Annotated in this window: 12 protein-coding genes; 10 read left to right on the top strand and 2 right to left on the bottom strand. The window is 65.9% G+C overall.

The annotated features are described in order from the left end of the window. Positions 1-72 precede the first annotated feature (72 nt). From rimP to rbfA, 6 genes are all read left to right on the top strand, one after another. Positions 73-639, top strand: coding sequence for a ribosome maturation protein RimP (gene rimP, locus DL238_RS13585; RefSeq protein WP_115492997.1), 567 nt, complete (start codon positions 73-75; stop codon positions 637-639). Then, the gene (gene nusA, locus DL238_RS13580) at positions 639-2,330 is read left to right on the top strand and encodes a transcription termination factor NusA (protein ID WP_115492996.1); all 1,692 of its coding nucleotides are present in this window, start codon (positions 639-641) and stop codon (positions 2,328-2,330) included. Before rimP ends, nusA begins: the two co-directional genes overlap by 1 nt. After that, positions 2,311-3,033, top strand: a complete 723-nt coding sequence (locus DL238_RS13575; protein ID WP_115492995.1) for a DUF448 domain-containing protein — start codon at positions 2,311-2,313, stop codon at positions 3,031-3,033. Before nusA ends, DL238_RS13575 begins: the two co-directional genes overlap by 20 nt. Before the next feature lie 51 nt (positions 3,034-3,084). Next, complete coding sequence (gene infB / locus DL238_RS13570) at positions 3,085-5,655, top strand: translation initiation factor IF-2 (RefSeq protein WP_115492994.1); 2,571 nt, start codon at positions 3,085-3,087, stop codon at positions 5,653-5,655. A 172-nt stretch (positions 5,656-5,827) separates the two neighbouring features. Beyond that, positions 5,828-6,238: a PaaI family thioesterase gene (locus DL238_RS13565; protein ID WP_115492993.1), complete on the top strand. Its 411-nt coding sequence runs from the start codon at positions 5,828-5,830 to the stop codon at positions 6,236-6,238. Positions 6,239-6,307: 69 nt separating this feature from the next. Then, a complete protein-coding gene (gene rbfA / locus DL238_RS13560; RefSeq protein WP_115492992.1) occupies positions 6,308-6,712 on the top strand; it encodes a 30S ribosome-binding factor RbfA in 405 nt (134 codons plus the stop codon). 3 nt (positions 6,713-6,715) lie between these two features. Here rbfA and DL238_RS13555 read toward each other — a convergent pair whose 3' ends face one another. Further along, positions 6,716-8,410, bottom strand: coding sequence for an AbgT family transporter (locus DL238_RS13555; protein ID WP_115492991.1), 1,695 nt, complete (start codon positions 8,408-8,410; stop codon positions 6,716-6,718). A 142-nt stretch (positions 8,411-8,552) separates the two neighbouring features. Here DL238_RS13555 and DL238_RS13550 point away from each other — a divergent pair, with 142 nt between their 5' ends. Together DL238_RS13550 and DL238_RS13545 are read left to right on the top strand one after the other, a co-directional pair. Further along, positions 8,553-9,164, top strand: a complete 612-nt coding sequence (locus DL238_RS13550) for a thymidine kinase (RefSeq protein WP_115492990.1) — start codon at positions 8,553-8,555, stop codon at positions 9,162-9,164. An 8-nt stretch (positions 9,165-9,172) separates the two neighbouring features. Then, a complete protein-coding gene (locus DL238_RS13545) occupies positions 9,173-9,889 on the top strand; it encodes a site-2 protease family protein (RefSeq protein WP_115492989.1) in 717 nt (238 codons plus the stop codon). Here the strand turns inward: DL238_RS13545 and glpD are convergent. Further along, a complete protein-coding gene (gene glpD, locus DL238_RS13540; protein ID WP_115492988.1) occupies positions 9,886-11,349 on the bottom strand; it encodes a glycerol-3-phosphate dehydrogenase in 1,464 nt (487 codons plus the stop codon). The genes DL238_RS13545 and glpD overlap by 4 nt on opposite strands. A gap of 113 nt (positions 11,350-11,462) precedes the next feature. Between glpD and truB the strand changes: the two genes are divergently transcribed. Together truB and rpsO are read left to right on the top strand one after the other, a co-directional pair. Continuing rightward, positions 11,463-12,518, top strand: a complete 1,056-nt coding sequence (truB, locus tag DL238_RS13535) for a tRNA pseudouridine(55) synthase TruB (protein WP_234031154.1) — start codon at positions 11,463-11,465, stop codon at positions 12,516-12,518. A 5-nt stretch (positions 12,519-12,523) separates the two neighbouring features. Beyond that, complete coding sequence (gene rpsO, locus DL238_RS13530) at positions 12,524-12,793, top strand: 30S ribosomal protein S15 (protein WP_115492986.1); 270 nt, start codon at positions 12,524-12,526, stop codon at positions 12,791-12,793. Positions 12,794-12,853: the final 60 nt, after the last annotated feature.

The raw sequence follows: 12,853 nt of genomic DNA, 5'->3' as shown, positions 1-12,853 counted from the left end.
GTTGGGCCGGGCCGCAAGGCACCGGCACCAAGCGGCATGGTCATGGCAATCGGACAGGAAAAGCGGAGACTTATGGCGGATATCGCGCGACTGACACAGATCATCGAACCCGAGGCACAGGCCCTGGGATTCGATCTCGTGCGCGTGAAGATGATGCCGTCCGAAGCCGGCGACGGCACGCAGGCGCTCCAGATCATGGCCGAAGACCCGGCGACCGGGCAGCTGGTGATCGAGCAATGCGCCGCGCTGAGCCGAGCTGTCTCTGCGAAGATCGACGCGCTGGAAGAACAGGGCGACGTGCTGATCGAAGGGGCCTACCACCTCGAAGTCAGCTCGCCCGGCATCGACCGCCCGCTGACCCGCGACAAGGATTTTGCCGACTGGGCGGGGCACGAGGCGAAGATTTCGATGGCCAAGGGTTACGAGGGTCAGCGCAATTATCGTGGGAGCCTGAAAGGCATTGAGGGTGACATGGTCACCATCACCGACCGCAAGGCGGGCGATGTCGAACTCCCGCGCGAACAGATCCATGCAGCGCAGCTCGTCCTCACCGACGAGCTGATCGCCGCGACCAGACCGCTCGACACCACGGGTGCCGAGGAAGTACAAGAAGACCAACAAGAAAAGGCTGACGACTGATGGCCACTGCCATTTCCGCAAACCGTGCGGAGCTCCTCGCGATCGCGAACTCGGTCGCTTCGGAAAAGATGATCGACAAGTCGATCGTGATCGAAGCGATGGAAGAGGCGATCCAGAAATCCGCCCGCAACCGCTACGGTGCGGAGAACGACATTCGTGCGAAGCTCGACCCGCAGACGGGCGACCTGCGCCTGTGGCGTGTCGTCGAGGTGGTCGAAGAGGTCGAGGACTACTTCAAGCAGGTAAACCTCGAACAGGCGCAGAAGCTGCAGGACGGCGCATCGCTGGGCGACTTCATCGTCGATCCGCTGCCGCCGGTCGATCTGGGCCGCATCGATGCGCAGTCGGCCAAGCAGGTGATCTTCCAGAAGGTCCGCGATGCCGAGCGCGAGCGCCAGTTCGAGGAATTCAAGGACCGCGCGGGCGAGATCATCACCGGCGTCATCAAGTCGGTCGAATTCGGCCACGTGATCGTCAATCTCGGCCGGGCCGAGGGCGTCATTCGCCGCGACCAGCAGATCCCGCGCGAGGCCGCCCGTACGGGTGAGCGCATCCGCGCGCTGATCAGCAAGGTCGAGCGCAACAACCGCGGCCCGCAGATCTTCCTGACCCGCGCGCATCCCGATTTCATGCGCAAGCTGTTCGCGCAGGAAGTGCCCGAAATCTACGACGGCATCATCGAGATCAAGGCCGCCGCCCGCGACCCGGGCAGCCGCGCCAAGATCGGCGTCATCTCGCATGACTCGAGCATCGATCCCGTCGGCGCCTGCGTCGGCATGAAGGGCAGCCGCGTCCAGGCCGTCGTGCAGGAACTGCAGGGCGAGAAGATCGACATCATTCCCTGGAGCGAGGATCAGGCGACCTTCATCGTCAACGCGCTCCAGCCCGCCACCGTCAGCCGCGTCGTGCTCGACGAAGACGAAAGCCGCATCGAGGTGGTCGTGCCCGAAGACCAGCTGTCGCTGGCCATCGGTCGCCGCGGCCAGAACGTGCGCCTCGCCAGCCAGCTGACCGGCAACCAGATCGACATCATGACCGAGGAAGAAGCCTCGGAAAAGCAGAGCAAGGAATTCGCTGCTCGCTCCAAGATGTTCGAGGAAGAGCTGGACGTCGACGAAACGCTCTCGCAGCTGCTCGTCGCCGAAGGCTTCGCCGAGCTGGAAGAGGTCGCCTACGTCCAGCTCGACGAGCTGGCGATGATCGAAGGCTTCGACGAGGAACTGGCCGAGGAACTGCAGAGCCGCGCCAACGAAGCGCTCGAGCGGCAGGAAGCCGCGCACCGCGAGGCGCGCCGTGAACTGGGCGTGGAAGACGATCTGGCCGAACTGCCGGTCCTGACCGAAGCCATGCTGGTCACGCTGGGCAAGGCGGGGATCAAGACGCTCGACGATCTGGCCGATCTCGCCACCGACGAACTGATCGCCAAGAAGCGCGAGGCGCCGCGCCGTCGCAACAACAATGCCGACGGCCCGCCGATGCGCCGTCCGCAGCGCGAGCAGGACAAGGGCGGCGTGCTGGGCGAATACGGCCTGACCGAAGAGCAGGGCAACGAGATCATCATGGCTGCTCGCGCGCACTGGTTCGAAGATGAAGAGGATACGTCCGCACCCGAGAAGGCGGAGGAAAGCGCCCCGGCACAAGCCGATGCGCCAACCGAACAGGAGGCCGCCGATGCGGACTCCGAACAATGAGAGCCTGACGCCGACAATCGAGCGCACGCGCCCCGGCGAGACATCGCCGGAGCGCAAGTGCATCCTGACCGGACGCCATGGTGAGCGGGCCGAGCTGATCCGGCTCGCCATCTCTCCGGCGGGGCCGGACGGGACATCCATCGTGCTGCCCGATCCGCGCGCGCGTGCGCCGGGCCGCGGTGCATGGCTGGGCGTTTCGCGTGCCGAGCTCGAGGAATCGATCGCCAAGGGCAAGCTGAAGGGAGCGCTTGCGCGCGCCTTCAAATCCGCCCCGCCGCAGGTGCCCGACGACCTGCCCGCGCAGATCGATGCGGGGTTGCTGCGCACGCTCACCGACCGGCTGGGCCTCGAAATGCGCAGCGGACACCTTATCTTGGGGTCCGAACGGATTGCCGAGCATGCGCGTGGCGGCGTGCTCGCCGCGCTCTACCACGCCGCCGATGCGAGCGAGGGCGGGGCGTCCAAGCTGGACCAGGCGTGGCGCGTCGGGATGGATCGCGAAGGCAGCGGCGAGGGCGGAACGCGCTTGCCACTGGACCGTGAGGCGCTGTCTGTGGCATTGGGCCGCGACAATGTTGTCCATCTGGCGCTCGCCGACGAAGCGGCGGCGAAGCGGGTCGACCAGGCCCTGACGCGCCTGCTGCATTATAGGAATGCGTCTGCGGGGACCCGCGAAGACGCGAGCGAGGACGGGGCCACCTAGACGGCGGCCTCTCTTTTCGCGACGATGTGACCGAAGGAAGAAACGAGTTTTATGAGCGACGACGAAAACAACACCCGGACCCGTAAACCGCTTGGCCTCAAGCGGAGCGTGGAATCGGGCGAGGTCAAGCAGACCTTCAGCCACGGCCGCACCAACAAGGTCGCGGTCGAGGTGAAGCGTCGTCGCAAGATCCTGAAGCCCGGCGAATCCGCGCCCGCGCCTGCGCCCGAAGCCGAGGAGGCCAAGGCTCCGGCTCCGGCCCCGACGCCTGCACCGGCACCTGCGCCAGCGCCTGCGCCGGCCGCGAAGAAGCCCGCGCCCAAGAAGCCCGCGCCCGCCGGGGAAACTCCGCAGGAACGGGTCGCGCGTCTTCAGCGCGAGGCCGAGGAAGACCGGCTTCGCCAGGCCGAGGAATCGCGCAAGCGCGAGGACGAGCAGGCCAGGAAGGCGGCCGAGGAAGAGAAGAAGCGCGCCGAGGAGAACGCCAAGGCCAGGGAAGAAGCTGCCAAGCAGGCCGAGGAAGAGGCCAGGAATCCGGTAGCAGCCGAAGCCGAGGCCGAAACGCAGGCGCCCGCCGAAGAGCCTGCAGCAGACCAGAGCGACGGCGGCAAGGCCGCCCGCCCGGCCGCGCGCAAGTTCACGCCGGTCCAGCGGCCCGAACCCAAGAAGCCCGAGAAAAAGGCCAAGAAGGAAGACAAGCCTTCGAAGAGCGCCGAGCGCGTCGACAAGCGTCGCTCGGGCAAGCTGACCGTCACCAAGGCGCTCAACGAGGACGAGGGCCGCCGCGCCCGCAGCCTCGCCGCCTTGAAGCGTGCGCGCGAGAAGGAACGCCGCATGCAGGGCGGCGGCTCGTCCAAGCCGCGCGAGAAGCAGGTCCGCGACGTGATCGTCCCCGAGGCGATCACCGTGCAGGAACTCGCCAACCGCATGGCCGAAAAGGGCGCGGACCTGGTGAAGGAACTGTTCAGCCTCGGGATGGCGGTCACCGTCAACCAGACGATCGACCAGGACACCGCGGAACTGCTGGTCGAGCAGTTCGGCCACAACATCCAGAAGGTTTCCGAAGCCGATATCGACATCAAGGCCGAGGAAGACGTCGATCCGGAAGAGACGCTGCAGCCGCGTCCTCCGGTCGTCACGATCATGGGCCATGTCGACCACGGCAAGACCAGCCTGCTCGATGCGCTGCGCGGCACCAATGTGACTCGCGGTGAAGCGGGCGGCATCACCCAGCATATCGGCAGCTACCAGGTGAAGACGAAGGACGGCAGCAAGATCACCTTCCTCGACACGCCGGGCCACGCCGCCTTTACCGAAATGCGCGCGCGCGGTGCCAACGTGACCGATATCGTCGTGCTGGTGGTCGCCGCCGACGACGGCATCATGCCGCAGACGATCGAGGCGATCGGCCACGCCAAGGCTGCGGGCACGCCGATCATCGTCGCCATCAACAAGATGGATAAAGAGGAGGCCAACCCCCAGAAGGTGCGCGAGCGCCTGCTGGAACAGGAAGTCATCGTCGAGGCGATGTCGGGCGACGTGCAGGACGTGGAAATCTCCGCGCTCAAGGGCACCGGGCTCGACGACCTGCTCGACAAGATCGCGCTCCAGGCCGAACTGATGGAGCTCAAGGCCAACCCAGATCGCGCGGCGGAAGCCACGGTGATCGAGGCGCAGCTCGACAAGGGCCGAGGCCCCGTCGCGCAGGTGCTGGTGACGCGCGGCACGCTCAAGAAGGGCGATGCGCTGGTTGCCGGGACGATGAGCGGCCGCGTCCGCGCGATCGTCGACGACCAGGGCAAGCAGATCAAGGAAGCCGGGCCTTCGATGCCGGTCGAGGTCCTCGGCCTCGGCGGGGTGCCGAACGCGGGCGACCAGCTCGCCGTGGTCGAGAACGAGCAGCGTGCGCGCGAAGTCGCCGAATATCGTCAGGACAAGGCGAACGAGGCGCGTACCGCGCTCGCCCCGACGAACTTCGATGCGATGTTCTCCAGCCTGGCCAACAAGGCGGTCGAATTCCCGCTGCTGGTCCGCGCGGACGTTCAGGGCTCGGTCGAGGCGATCAAGACCGCGCTCACCAACCTTTCGAACGACCTCATCAAGGTCCGCATCCTGCATTCGGGCGTGGGCGCGATTACCGAGAACGACGTGACGCTGGCGGCTGCCGGCAACGCGCCGATCATCGGCTTCAACGTGCGTCCCAATGCCAAGGCGCGCCAGCAGATCGAACGCGAAGGCGTGCGGATGATGTATTACGACGTCATCTACCACCTGACCGAGGAGATCGCGAAGGAGATGGCGGGCGAGCTTGGCCCCGAGCGGATCGAGAACGTCGTCGGCCGTGCCGCGGTCAAGGAAGTCTTCAAGTCCGGCAAGAAGGACAAGGCGGCGGGCCTGCTGGTGGAGGAAGGCGCGATCCGCAAGGGTCTCCACGCCCGCCTCACCCGCGACGACGTCATCGTCTCGTCCACCACCATCGCCTCGCTGCGGCGCTTCAAGGACGACGTCGACGAAGTGCGCGCAGGCCTCGAATGCGGCGTGGTGCTGGAAGACACGAACGACATCAAGGCAGGCGACCAGCTCGAAGTCTTCGAAGTCGAGGAGCGTGAACGGACGCTGTAAGTGGGGTTTGGCCGGAAGTGGTACTTCCGGCCAGAGGAGAGAAGTATGAGCTACAAGGTCAGTATGACAAGCCGAGTGGGCGGTGTGATTGGCGTCGTAGGGCTTGTGTTTGTCTTTCTGATCGCTCTTGCTCTCGCAGCCACGTTGATTTTTGGTCCCTGATCAAAAGCCAATGACCCAGCTCTTCAAAACCCAGCGCTCGCCCTCGGCGGAGCTGATGGGGTCGCAGTTCCAGAGCTGGGACTCGGCAAAGGGCGAGGTCACTTTCACCTATGATCCGCCGCCCAGCTTCGCCTCGCCCAGAGGGGCGGTGCAGGGCGGGCTGATCGCGGGGTTTCTGGACGAGGTGATGGGCGCCGCATTGCTCGCCAGCACCGATAACGAAGCGCTGCCGCTCAATCTCGATATGAACCTCAGCTTCGTGCGGATGGTCTCGCTCGAGCGGATCACCGCCAAGGGCCGCGTGGTGAAGGCGGGGCGCAAGGTGGCGTTCCTCGAAGGCGAGCTTTTCGACTCCGAAGGCCGCCTGCTCGCCCGCGCGACCTCGACCGCGATCCCGACACCCCCGCCGACGGACAGCTAGCACCGCAAACGGCATTGTCGCGCGCCGGGGGATTGAGCGGGCTGCAACGTGCCCCTATCTCTGGACGATATGGCCAAACAGCAATTTTCCGCCGAACAGCACTCGGTCCGCGTCCTCAAGGTGGGCGAGCGGGTGCGGCATATCCTGTCCGAACTGCTCACCCGGGGCGAAGTGCACGACGAAACGCTCAGCGCGCATTCGGTCAGCGTGACCGAGGTGAAGATGACGCCCGACCTCAAGCACGCCAGCGTCTACGTGAAGCCGCTGCTGGGCGAAGATGAGGACGCCGTGATCAAGGCGCTGCGCACCAACACCGCGTTCTTCCAGCGCGAGGTCGCCAAGCGGCTCGGCCTCAAATTCGCGCCCAGGCTGCAGTTCCGCCCCGACGAGAGCTTCGAGGAAGCCGACCGGATCGAACGCCTCCTCAACGACCCCAAGGTTGCGCGCGACCTCGATGGGGATGAGGAAGAGTAGCGCCTATTGCGGGTTCGCCACCGCCTCGCTCGACGGCGTGGCGGCGGGCGTCTCCGCTCCTGCCGGTGCGGCCATGTCGGGCATGGCATAGCCCACCGGCGCATCCGGGCCGAGCGGGATGCCGAGGTAGAACCACCCCACGATCAGCGCGGTACCGAAGACCAGCAGCCAGATCGAATAGGGCAGCATCATCGCGGTCAGGCTGCCGAGCCCGAAATCGGGCTGCCAGCGCTGCGCGAACACCAGGATCAGCGGGAAATAGACCATCAGCGGGGTGATGATGTTGGTCGCGCTGTCGCCCACGCGATAGGCCGCCGTGGCGCCTTCGGGGCTGATCCCGAGCAGCATCAGCATCGGCACGAGGATCGGCGCGAGCAGCGCCCACTTGGCGCTGGCCGAGCCGACGAAGAGGTTGAGCAGCCCGGTGAAGAGCACCATCAGCCCGATCACTGCGGGCAGCGGCAGGCCGGTCGACTCGATCGCGCCCGCGCCATGCACCGCCGAAATCAGGCCGAGATTGGACCAGTTGAACATCGCCACGAAATGCGCGGCGGCGAAGGCGAGGACGAGGTAATATCCCATGTCCTTCATCGATTCGGCCATCATGTTCACGAGGTCGCGGTGGTTCTGAATCGTCCCAGCGGCGCGGCCATAGGCCCAGCCGGTGGCGAGGAAGAGGATGAAGAACGCCGCGACGAGCGAGCTGTAGAGCGGCCCGAGTTCGGTATGGATCGAGCAGTCGGCAAGGCGCGAGCCGTCGTCCGCCACGCAGGCCGCCTCGTCGATCAGCGGCGTGCCGGGCGCAAAGACCATCGCGGCCCATAGCGCGATCACCAGCAGCGCGGCGATGCCTGCATGGCGCAAGCCCTTGGAGGCTCGGGCACCGTCGTGCTCGCTCGGGTCGGGGCTGGTGTCGTCGTTGGCCGCACCGGCGGACGCGCCGCCGGTCCACCGGCCCAGTCGCGGCTCGATGATCTTATCGGTCACGAACCAGATGATCGGCAGGTAGAGGAACGTCATCACGCTGATGAAGTACCAGTTGCCCGCGATATTGGCGGTCCAGCTGGGGGCGAGCATGCTCGCGCCCACCGCTTCCTCGGTAATGCCGAACAGCAGCGCGTCGAGCTGGCCGGGCGAGATATTGGCGGAAAAGCCGCCCGAAACGCCTGCGAAAGCCGCCGCGATACCCGCCAGCGGATGGCGTCCGGCGGCGGCGAAGAGGATCCCCGCAAGCGGAATCAGCACCACGTAACCCGCATCGGCGGCATGGTTGCCGAGCATCGCGACGAGCGCGACCACCGGCGTCAGCAGCGATTTGGGCGCGGCCTTTACCGCCTTGGACATGCCCGCCGCGAAGAAGCCTGAGCGTTCGGCCACACCTGCGCCCAGCATCACCACGAGCACGTAGCCGAGCGGGTGGAAGTGGGTGAACGTCTCGGGCATCAGGACCCACAGGCGCTGGATATTCTCCGCGCTCAGCAGGCTCACCGCCTCGATCACGCTGGGCGCTCCGCTCGCCTCGTCGACTTCGGTCGGGTGCAGCGCGGACACGCCGGCCAGCGCGCAGATCACCGAGATGATCACCAGCGCGATGATCAGGTAGAAGAAGATGAAGACCGGATCGGGCAATCGGTTGCCGGTCCTCTCGACCCAGCCCAGAAAACCCTTCTGCTCGGGTGCCTGCGTGGCGCTTGCCATGTTCTTCCCCTTCAATATTGCTCCTCGCTAACCGGGCTAGCATTGCGGCACCAGCCTGTCGCGGGGCTTAACTTTTGCGCGCTTTGTCCTTCGACGCTTTATCTTTGGACAGGCGCGCGCTCCCCGGCATAGAGGCGGGCCGATGGCCAAGCTCTATTTCTATTTTGCGAGCATGAATGCGGGCAAGAGCGCGCTGCTGCTCCAGACCGCGTTCAATTATCGCGAGCGCGGCATGGACGTGTCGCTGTGGACGGCGGCGGTCGACAATCGCCCGGCCTTCGGCGCGATCAACAGCCGCATCGGGCTGACCAGCGATGCGCACCGCTTCGGGACCGATACCGATATCGCCGCGCGGGTCCTCGAAGAGCGCGCGGGCCGGGATGCAGGGGACGGGGAGGGAGCATCGCCGCTCGCCTGCGTGCTGGTGGACGAGGCGCAGTTCCTCACGCGCGACCAAGTGTGGCAGCTCGCACGGCTGACCGACCGGCACGATATTCCGGTGATCTGCTACGGCTTGCGGACCGATTTCAGAGGCGAGCTGTTTCCCGGCTCGGCGGTGCTGCTGGGCATCGCCGACAAGCTCACCGAGATGAAGGCTGTGTGCCATTGCGGGCGCAAGGCGACGATGAACCAGCGCGTCGACGAGGCGGGACAACCGGTGGTCGCGGGGGCGCAGACCGAGATCGGCGGCAACGAACGCTATGTCGCGGTCTGTCGCAAACACTTCGTTTCCGACCTTGCCGACCCCACATAGACGCCGCAATGACCGACACGCTCACCTTCGCCGCGCTGCTGATCCCCGCGCTGATCATCGCGATCGTGTGCCACGAGGTGGCGCATGGCTGGGTCGCGCTCGCGCTGGGTGACAGCACCGCGTTCGATCGCGGACGGCTGACGCTCAATCCGATCAGGCATGTCGATCCGGTCGGCACGCTGCTGGTGCCTGGTTTCCTTGCGCTGGTGGGCGGGCCGATCTTCGGCTGGGCCAAGCCGGTGCCTGTCGTGCGCCGCCGGCTGAACAACCCGCGCTACGGCATGATGGCGGTTGCGGCCGCCGGGCCGCTGAGCAACCTCGTGCTGGCGCTGATCGGAGCGGTTGCGCTGGGGCTGGCGCTTCCGCCCGAGGCGGGCCTGATCGCGAGCGAGACGGGCCTGCCGCAGGTCGCGGGGGCCAACGGCGAGATCGCGAAGCTGCCCACCGCGCTGTTCTTCTTCATCATGATCAACGTCTTCCTCGCCTTCTTCAACCTTCTCCCGATTCCGCCTTTCGACGGCTCGCATATCGTCGAAGGGCTGCTGCCGCGCAGCCTCGCGGTGCACTGGAACCGGCTGCAGCAGGTCGGCATGATCCTGTTCGTCGTGCTGATCGCGGTGGTCTGGATGTTCCCCGACAGCGGGATCCTCGCCAACACCATCGGCCCGCCGGTCGAGTGGATGATGGGCCGGTTCCTGTCGATCACCGACTGGGTTGCGGGCTAGCTTTCCATCCAGCGCATGATGGCCGAGCGTCCCGCTTCGTCCAGATGGAGGCCCAGCTTGCTGCGCCGCCACAGCACATCCTCGCCGCTACGGGCGAATTCGACATCGCGCAGGTAGGCCAGCTCTGCCTCGAAGACGCCGGGCGCGATTTCGGGGCCGAGATCGGATGGCGCGCTCTCGCTTCCGATGATGTCGGCAATGCGGACGCCGTAGGCGCGCACGAGCCGGGCGAGGACGGGTTCGGGCAGGCCGGTCCAGGCGCAGGCCGCAACCACCCTCGCGTGCCCGTCCACCGGCATCTCTCCGCCGGGCAGCGGTGCGTCGCGCGTCCAGGCCTCGCCGCCCGGATCGAGCTTTTCCAGCGCATGTTCGGCCAGCCGGCGAAAGGTCGTGATCTTGCCGCCGAAGACCGAGAGGATCGGCGCGCCCCCCTTGTCGTCGACTTCGAACACGTAGTCGCGGGTGACTTCGGAAGCCTTCGCCGCCGCGTCTTCGTACAGCGGGCGCACGCCCGAATAGCTCGATACCGCATCGCCCGGCTTCACTTCGGTGGCGAGGTATTCGTTGACCGAGGTGCAGATATAGGCCGCCTCCTCGTCGCTGATCGCGACCTGGTCCGGATCGCCGTCGAAGGCCTCGTCCGTCGTCCCGAGCAGCGTGAAGTCCCGCTCGTAAGGGATCGCGAAGCAGATGCGCCCGTCGCCGTTCTGGAAGATGTAGCAATGCTCGCCCTCCCACAGCTTCGGCACGATCAGGTGGCTGCCCTTGACCAGCCGCAGGTTCGCGTGGCGTTCGCCCGGCAGCGCGCGGCCGAGCACCGCATCGACCCACGGCCCGGCAGCATTGACCACGGCGCATGCCGTCACCTGCGTCTCGCCATCCGCGTCGCGCAAGGTTGCGCGCCACAGGTCGCCTTCGCGCACCAGCCCGGTGCATTCGGTGCGCGTGCGGATATCCGCGCCGCGCTCCTTCGCATCGACCGCGTTGAGCACGACGAGACGCGAATCCTCGACCCAGCAGTCCGAATATTCGAACCCTTTCTCGAGGGTCGGCTTGAGGATGCTGGCATGGGGCGGCTTGCGCAGGTCGACGCCCCTGGTCGCGGGCAGCAGCTTGCGACCGCCGATATGGTCGTAGAGGAACAGCCCGGTGCGCAGCAGCCATGATGGGCGCAGGCCCGAATGATGCGGCAGGACGAAGCGCAGCGGCCAGATTATGTGCGGGGCGTTGCGCAGCAGCACCTCGCGTTCCTGCAGGCTTTCGCGCACCAGCCGGAATTCGTAATGCTCGAGATAGCGCAGGCCGCCGTGGACCAGCTTGGTGCTGGCGCTGGAGGTGTGCTGGGCGAGATCGTCTTTTTCCACCAGCAGGACGCGCAGGCCGCGGCCTGCGGCGTCGCGCGCGATTCCGGCGCCGTTGATGCCGCCGCCGATGACGACAAGGTCGAAAGGCTCGCTCATACTCGCCAAGCAATTGGCCTATATGGCGCGGTTTGGCTAGGCGGGCTTTCGTGACCACGAATGAAAAGACCGTGCCGCCTTCTGGCTGGCTGATTCTCGACAAGCCTCGCGGCATGGGTTCGACGCAAGGCGTTGCGGCGGTGAAGCGCAATTTGCGCGAAGGCGGCTATGCCAAGACCAAGATCGGCCATGGCGGCACGCTCGACCCGCTGGCCGAGGGTGTGCTGCCGATCGCGCTGGGCGAGGCGACCAAGCTGGCGGGCCGCATGCTCGATGCGACCAAGACCTATGTCTTCACCATCCAGTTCGGCGAGGAGACCGACACGCTCGACACCGAGGGCGAGGTCATCGCGCGCAGCGACCGCTTCCCGCCGCTGGCTGCCGTGGCGGGCGTGCTCGACCATTTCACCGGCCCGATCGAGCAGGTGCCCCCTGCGTATTCGGCGCTGAAGGTGGACGGCAAGCGCGCCTACGACCGCGCGAGGGCGGGGGAGGATGTGGAATTGAAGGCGCGGAAGGTGACGGTTCACTCGCTGCAATTCCTCCCCGGAACGGGGAGGGGGACCGTCGAAGACGGTGGAGGGGCACCCTCGCCAGATTCGGCTGTAGACGACGCAGGTGCGTCTAAGGCGCCCCTCCACCATCCTGCGGATGGTCCCCCTCCCCGTGCCGGGGAGGATCTGGAATCCACTTTCCAGACCACCACCGGACGCCCGGACCCCTACGACCCTTCCGCGCCGCTCGAACTGGCGGAAAGCGTCACGCTGGAGGCGACGGTCAGCAAGGGCACCTATATCCGCTCTCTGGCACGCGATATCGCGCTGGCCCTTGGAACGCGCGGTCACGTTACCTATCTGAGGAGAACGCGCGCAGGCCCGTTCGCCGAAGAACAGGCGATTTCGCTGGACAAACTGAACGAAATCGCTAACGGCGCGCCATTGCACGACCTCATCCTGCCGCTGGAGGCGGGGCTGGACGACATCCCGGCCCTTTCCCTCGATCCGGAGCAAGCGCAGGCGGCCCGCCAGGGCCGGGTCCTTTCCGGATTGCCCCATGCTGACGGGCTCTATTTCGCGAAATCGGGCAGCGTCCCGGTGGCGCTGGTGGAGATCGAAGGCGGCACGATGAAAATCGTGCGGGGTTTCAACTTTCCCGATGTCGCGGAGTAGAATGAATGTCGGTAACCGCCGAGCGCAAGCAAGAGATCATCAAGGACAACGCCCAGGGCAACAACGACACGGGCAGCCCCGAAGTGCAGGTCGCGATCCTGACCGAACGGATCCGCAACCTGACCGATCACTTCAAGGACAACCACAAGGACAATCACAGTCGTCGTGGTCTCCTGATGATGGTCAACAAGCGCCGCAACCTGCTCGCCTATCTCAAGAAGAAAGACGTCGAGCGGTACAACGCGCTGATCCAGAAGCTGGGTCTTCGCAAATAAGAGTTTTCTCGGAGGGGCGGCTCAGGATGGGCCGCCCCTTCGTCTATTCGCGATCCTGCA

The organism is Alteriqipengyuania lutimaris (assembly GCF_003363135.1).
GTDB classification, from domain to species: domain Bacteria; phylum Pseudomonadota; class Alphaproteobacteria; order Sphingomonadales; family Sphingomonadaceae; genus Alteriqipengyuania; species Alteriqipengyuania lutimaris.
The sequence above is the reverse complement of the archived record's forward strand: the minus strand, read 5'-3'. Positions and strand labels throughout refer to the sequence as shown.

Coding starts and splice junctions, on each gene's coding strand:
- rimP (WP_115492997.1), top strand. CDS start 73: ATGGCGGATATCGCGCGACTGACACAGATCATCGAACCCGAGGCACAG.
- nusA (WP_115492996.1), top strand. CDS start 639: ATGGCCACTGCCATTTCCGCAAACCGTGCGGAGCTCCTCGCGATCGCG.
- DL238_RS13575 (WP_115492995.1), top strand. CDS start 2,311: ATGCGGACTCCGAACAATGAGAGCCTGACGCCGACAATCGAGCGCACG.
- infB (WP_115492994.1), top strand. CDS start 3,085: ATGAGCGACGACGAAAACAACACCCGGACCCGTAAACCGCTTGGCCTC.
- DL238_RS13565 (WP_115492993.1), top strand. CDS start 5,828: ATGACCCAGCTCTTCAAAACCCAGCGCTCGCCCTCGGCGGAGCTGATG.
- rbfA (WP_115492992.1), top strand. CDS start 6,308: ATGGCCAAACAGCAATTTTCCGCCGAACAGCACTCGGTCCGCGTCCTC.
- DL238_RS13555 (WP_115492991.1), bottom strand. CDS start 8,410: ATGGCAAGCGCCACGCAGGCACCCGAGCAGAAGGGTTTTCTGGGCTGG.
- DL238_RS13550 (WP_115492990.1), top strand. CDS start 8,553: ATGGCCAAGCTCTATTTCTATTTTGCGAGCATGAATGCGGGCAAGAGC.
- DL238_RS13545 (WP_115492989.1), top strand. CDS start 9,173: ATGACCGACACGCTCACCTTCGCCGCGCTGCTGATCCCCGCGCTGATC.
- glpD (WP_115492988.1), bottom strand. CDS start 11,349: ATGAGCGAGCCTTTCGACCTTGTCGTCATCGGCGGCGGCATCAACGGC.
- truB (WP_234031154.1), top strand. CDS start 11,463: ATGGGTTCGACGCAAGGCGTTGCGGCGGTGAAGCGCAATTTGCGCGAA.
- rpsO (WP_115492986.1), top strand. CDS start 12,524: ATGTCGGTAACCGCCGAGCGCAAGCAAGAGATCATCAAGGACAACGCC.